The sequence below is a fragment of the Desulfosarcina sp. genome, from assembly GCF_033791525.1.
Classification (GTDB): domain Bacteria; phylum Desulfobacterota; class Desulfobacteria; order Desulfobacterales; family Desulfosarcinaceae; genus Desulfosarcina.
This window is the reverse complement of sequence record NZ_JASJGN010000129.1, coordinates 1-4,673: the sequence shown is the minus strand read 5'-3', so window position 1 is coordinate 4,673 and position 4,673 is coordinate 1. Positions and strand designations below refer to the sequence as shown.

The window sequence follows — 4,673 nt, the reverse complement described above, 5'->3', positions numbered from 1 at the left end:
GATCAATTTCCCGCCTTCGCTCTCTTCAGCTTCAACGCGAATATCCTCAAAATAACCCATTTTGTAGATATTTTTCAAGTCTTTGGAAAGCTCGCCGGCACGCAGCACATCGCCTGTTTTTACCCGGATCACCCGTTCGATGGCATCCGCTTCGATCCTTTTATTGCCTGTGACCCGCACGCCAGTAATGAGTTCTCGACGAAACAGCTGTCTGGCCAGTTTTTCTGCCGATTTCTTGGCGACAGCCCTCAGGTTTTCCATGCCCGAGCCTGACTCATAAACGGAGAACACCGGTTTAGTGCCTACCGTTTCCACCATGTTGATGTCTAAACTGATGTCGTTGCCGATTCGTGTCATGCTTCCCCAGATCACACTGTCTGCCCCGATGTTCAGGCCAAATTGCTTCAAGGTGTCTACATCGGATGTGACCGCTAAAGCGGCGGCGGCTTGCGCCTGATCAATTTCAACAGGAACCGCACCTTCTGTTTGCAAGTGCTCCTTAATGACTTTCGGTATGTCTTCGGTCAGGTAGGAGAGGCTCTGACTGGCATGAATTTCAAAAGGCAACACCAACACATGAACCGTTTCAATGGCAGCGGCGGTGTGGGTGATGAGGAAAAGGGAAAAAAACAGCACTGGAATATATCGCCTCAACATCAAATCCCCCTGATCAATAGCGGTCTCATCACCATTTAAATCGTACCGGAATCAGTTGGTGTTTAAAAAATAGCTTATCATCGGCAACCACAAGGTCGCTTTTGAAGGTCTTCATTCCTCGCATGCAAAGGAACGCAACACCCTAAAAATTAAAGAAATTCTTGTAGTGCTCCGTTGGCGATGGTTACCCGCCGGGACACCAACGCCGCAAGCTCCATGTTATGGGTGACCACAACCAACGCCATTCCCATTTCCTGGTTCAATTCCATCAGCAGGGTGTGGATGTGGTCACTATTTTTTCGATCCAGATTACCCGTTGGTTCATCTGCAAGAAGAATGGCCGGTCGCAGCACTAGCGCCCGGGCCAGGGCCACGCGTTGCTGCTCGCCGCCGGATAATTCCCTGGCCCGATGGGTGAACCGATCTTTCAGGCCAACCCGAACCAGGATCGCCTCGGCAGCCTCCGTTGCCGTTTTTTTTCCTGCACCGCCGATCAAAGCCGGCATCATGGCGTTCTCCAGAGCCGAAAATTCGGGTAACAGATGGTGAAACTGAAATACGAAACCAATAGCCCGATTGCGAAAACGGGCCAGTCGGCTATCATCCAACATCAGTACATCTTTTCCCGAATATTCCAGAATGCCGGTATCCGGTCTGTCCAACGTTCCGAGAATGTGAAGGAGGGTGGATTTGCCGATGCCCGATGCCCCCACGATGCCTATTGTTTCCCCGAGATCGAGTTTAAAGGCCAACTGGCTGATTACCACGATACGGGCCCCACTGTGGTTATAGATTTTGCTGATTCCTGAAGCCTGAATCAAGGGGGTTCCGGGTGGAGGTTGGTCGCTTATTTCCACCCGTTTTTTCCCTTCGTTGTTGTTATCCATGACGGATGGCCTCGACCGGATCGATGCCGGCTGCCTGACGGGCCGGATAAAGGGTTGCCGCAAAGCAGATGATCAGTGCACACAGTGCAATCAACAGGACGTCCGATATCTTCAGATTAACAGGCAACGTATTGATATAGTATATATCTGCCGGTAGCTGAATAAAGGAATAGCGCTTTAAAAGGGTACACACCATCAACCCTGCGGATGTCCCCAGCACCGTGCCCACCAAGCCGATCATCAGGCCTTTGATGACAAAGATTCGGCCGATGGACCTGGCTGTGGCACCCATGGCTTTTAGAATGGCGATATCCTTTCGTTTTTCCATAACCATCATGACCAGAGATCCTGCAATATTGAATGCGGCAACCAGAACGATAAGGGCAAGGATGATGAACATGACGGTTTTTTCCAGCCGAAGGGCTGAAAACAGGTTGCGGTTCATCTGCTTCCAGTTCTCTATGGCGTAGCCACTGCCCACCACCCGTTCAATCGCCTTGGAAACCGCTTTGACCCGATCCATATCCTGGAGGCGAATCTCGATGCCACTGACAGATGTGGGCATTCGGAGAATCTTCTGGGCCTGCTTCAGATCGACGAAAGCAAGCGTCCCATCAAATTCATACATCCCGGATTCGAACAGGTCGGCCACCTCAAATTTAATCATGGCGGGGATATGGCCGACCGGTGAAAGCATTCCCCGTGGCGAGATCATGTATACCGTGTCACCGCGGATCACACCCAGGCTGGCTGCCAGTTCTTTGCCCAAAATGATGCCGGGCAGTCGATGTTTTCCGCCTGATGCCTCTTTCGCGAGAGCGCGCGTCAGCAACCGGCTGGTATCCACGCTGTCGATGCTGATTTTTCCCTGGGCGGCCTCAATAGCTTTCAAAATAGCGCCGGCCGCCCTTGTTGTCGTACGAAGGACCACCTGAGTGGTTATAAAGGCCGATGCGGTTTGGATTTCTTCAATCGGTTTCATCCTTGTCAGAATCTGCTTGTAGTCGCTAAAGACCCCCTGCTTTTTGTTGAGCACCAGGTGTGGACGGATTCCCATGATCCGCGATTTGAGATCGTTTTCAAACCCGGCCATGACAGCGATGACCACGATCAGTGCCATTACCCCCACGGTGACCCCGGAAATGGAAAGCACGGTGATCAGCGAGATAAAGGCCCGCTTCTGGCGGGTCCTGAGATAACGCCCTGATACAAATGTCACAAATGACATGGCATTCCCGGTGATGGCTGAGTTTGAACCGCGATAGCGAGCGAACTGGAAATCGATTTTCATCCTTAAGGTGCAGCGCAGCACTGCCGTTTTAGGCAGAACATCCCCTGCGGCTTGCCGCGGCGAGGCTCCAATGCTCTCCACGACCGTTTTTACCCGATTCTACTGAAAATGGATCAATTGTCCGTTTTTGAAACCCCTGTCCGCGGCTTCATGTGGGGGAACAGGATGACCTCTCGGATGGACGGGGCATCGGTCAACAACATTACCAGACGATCGATACCAATGCCCTCACCGGCTGTTGGCGGCATGCCATACTCCAAGGCCTCAATATAATCGTCATCCATGAAGTGGGCTTCGTTGTCGCCGGCTTTTCGATCTTCCACCTGCTGCAGAAATCTTCCCCGCTGGTCTTCCGGGTCGTTGAGTTCGGAAAATCCATTGGCGATTTCCCGGCCGGCGATGAACAATTCAAACCGCTCGGTCAGGTCCGGATGGGCGTCGCTTCTTCTGGCCAGCGGCGAGACTTCCGCCGGGTAGCCGGTAATAAAGGTCGGCTGGATCAACCTGGGTTCAACAAGGGAATCGAACAGCTTGGTGATCACTTTTCCCAACCGACCGGTTTTTGTGACCGTAATGCCCTGTGCCTCGGCAAATTCAAGCAACCGATCTTTGTCGTTTAGCAAGGACGGATCGACTCCGCCGATCTGCTCCAGTGAGTCAAACAGGGAAATCCGTTTCCACGTGCCCCCCAATTCGATTTCATTGCCCTGATAGTTAATGACGGTGCCGCCGGTTATCGTTTGAGCGATTTGCGCAAACATCTGTTGTGTGAGGTCCATTAAATCTTCATGCGTGGCATAGGCCTGGTAAAACTCAACCATGGTGAACTCCGGGTTGTGCTGGGTGGAAACACCCTCGTTTCTGAAGTTACGGTTGATTTCAAAAACCCGTTCAAACCCGCCGACCACAAGGCGTTTGAGATAAAGTTCCGGAGCGATGCGCAGATAAAGGTCCATGTTCAGTGCATTGTGGTGGGTTTTAAAGGGAGTGGCCTCGGCACCTCCCGGGATCGGTTGCATCATGGGCGTTTCGACTTCCAGAAAATCCCGGGACAGGAAAAAGGTTCGCATGGCCTGGATGGTCTGGCTGCGTTTGATAAAAATATCCTGAACATCCGGGTTCATGATCAAATCAATGTAGCGCTGTCGGTAACGCTTTTCCGGATCTTTAAGTCCATGAAACTTCTCAGGAAGCGGTCTGGTGGACTTGCAGACAAGATGAATCCGGGTGGCAAGAATGGACCATTCGCCGGTTTTGGTGCGAAACAGGGTGCCCGCAATCTCAACGAAATCACCGACGTCAAGACGTTTAAACAGGTCGTATGGCTGATCCCCCACCCTGTCCTTGCGCACATAGGCCTGCATGAGGCCGGTTCGGTCTTTGAACCGGACGAAGGCGGATTTTCCGAAACGGTTAATGGCCATCATCCGTCCAGCCACGCTGAACTGAGAAGAATCCTCTTGCTGATCATCCGAAAGGTGTTGAAGATGGCCCTGGACATCCCTGACGGTGTGGCTGACGGCCAAGCCGTTAGGGAACAGATTGACTCCGTCCGCCCTTAGGCCGGCTGCTTTTTCTTTTCGCTTGCTCAGCAAGTCTTTGGCGTTGTCCATGATAACCCCGATTGATATTGGTTCCGAATCTATTTTTCTAATTGGTGGATGCCGTTCGGCTTCTGTCGATTTCTCTTTCATGGGGAGCATCTTTCATCGGTGTTTGTTTGATCCCGTGACGAGCGCCCCACCGAAAAATGGTAAACCACTTCTGCTATCTTATTTGGTGGGTGGTGTCAAGGATAGGGCCTTGCTGGCGATTCGCGGCGAGTGGTTAAACAGGGG

Annotated in this window: 5 protein-coding genes; 1 reads left to right on the top strand and 4 read right to left on the bottom strand. The window is 52.1% G+C overall.

The window, feature by feature from the left end; translation table 11 throughout:
• The 4 genes from QNK41_RS06095 to lysS form a co-directional block, all read right to left on the bottom strand.
• The coding region (locus QNK41_RS06095) for a POTRA domain-containing protein (protein ID WP_319254807.1) at window positions 1–657 on the bottom strand (657 nt) is incomplete at its 3' end.
• A 149-nt stretch (window positions 658–806) separates the two neighbouring features.
• Window positions 807–1,544, bottom strand: coding sequence for an ABC transporter ATP-binding protein (locus QNK41_RS06090; RefSeq protein WP_319254805.1), 738 nt, complete (start codon window positions 1,542–1,544; stop codon window positions 807–809).
• Entirely contained in the window at window positions 1,537–2,916 is a 1,380-nt protein-coding gene (locus QNK41_RS06085; protein WP_319254803.1) for a lipoprotein-releasing ABC transporter permease subunit, read from the bottom strand. Before QNK41_RS06085 ends, QNK41_RS06090 begins: the two co-directional genes overlap by 8 nt.
• A 32-nt stretch (window positions 2,917–2,948) precedes the next feature.
• Entirely contained in the window at window positions 2,949–4,448 is a 1,500-nt protein-coding gene (gene lysS / locus QNK41_RS06080; RefSeq protein WP_319254801.1) for a lysine--tRNA ligase, read from the bottom strand.
• Here lysS and QNK41_RS06075 point away from each other — a divergent pair.
• Window positions 4,447–4,673, top strand: a 227-nt coding sequence (locus QNK41_RS06075) for a hypothetical protein (RefSeq protein WP_319254799.1), incomplete at its 3' end; no start/stop codon positions are given. The two genes, lysS and QNK41_RS06075, sit on opposite strands and share 2 nt — an antisense overlap.

Bases quoted from the DNA above. Each gene is read 5' to 3' on its own strand.
- QNK41_RS06090 (WP_319254805.1), bottom strand. From the start codon at position 1,544: ATGGATAACAACAACGAAGGGAAAAAACGGGTGGAAATAAGCGACCAA.
- lysS (WP_319254801.1), bottom strand. From the start codon at position 4,448: ATGGACAACGCCAAAGACTTGCTGAGCAAGCGAAAAGAAAAAGCAGCC.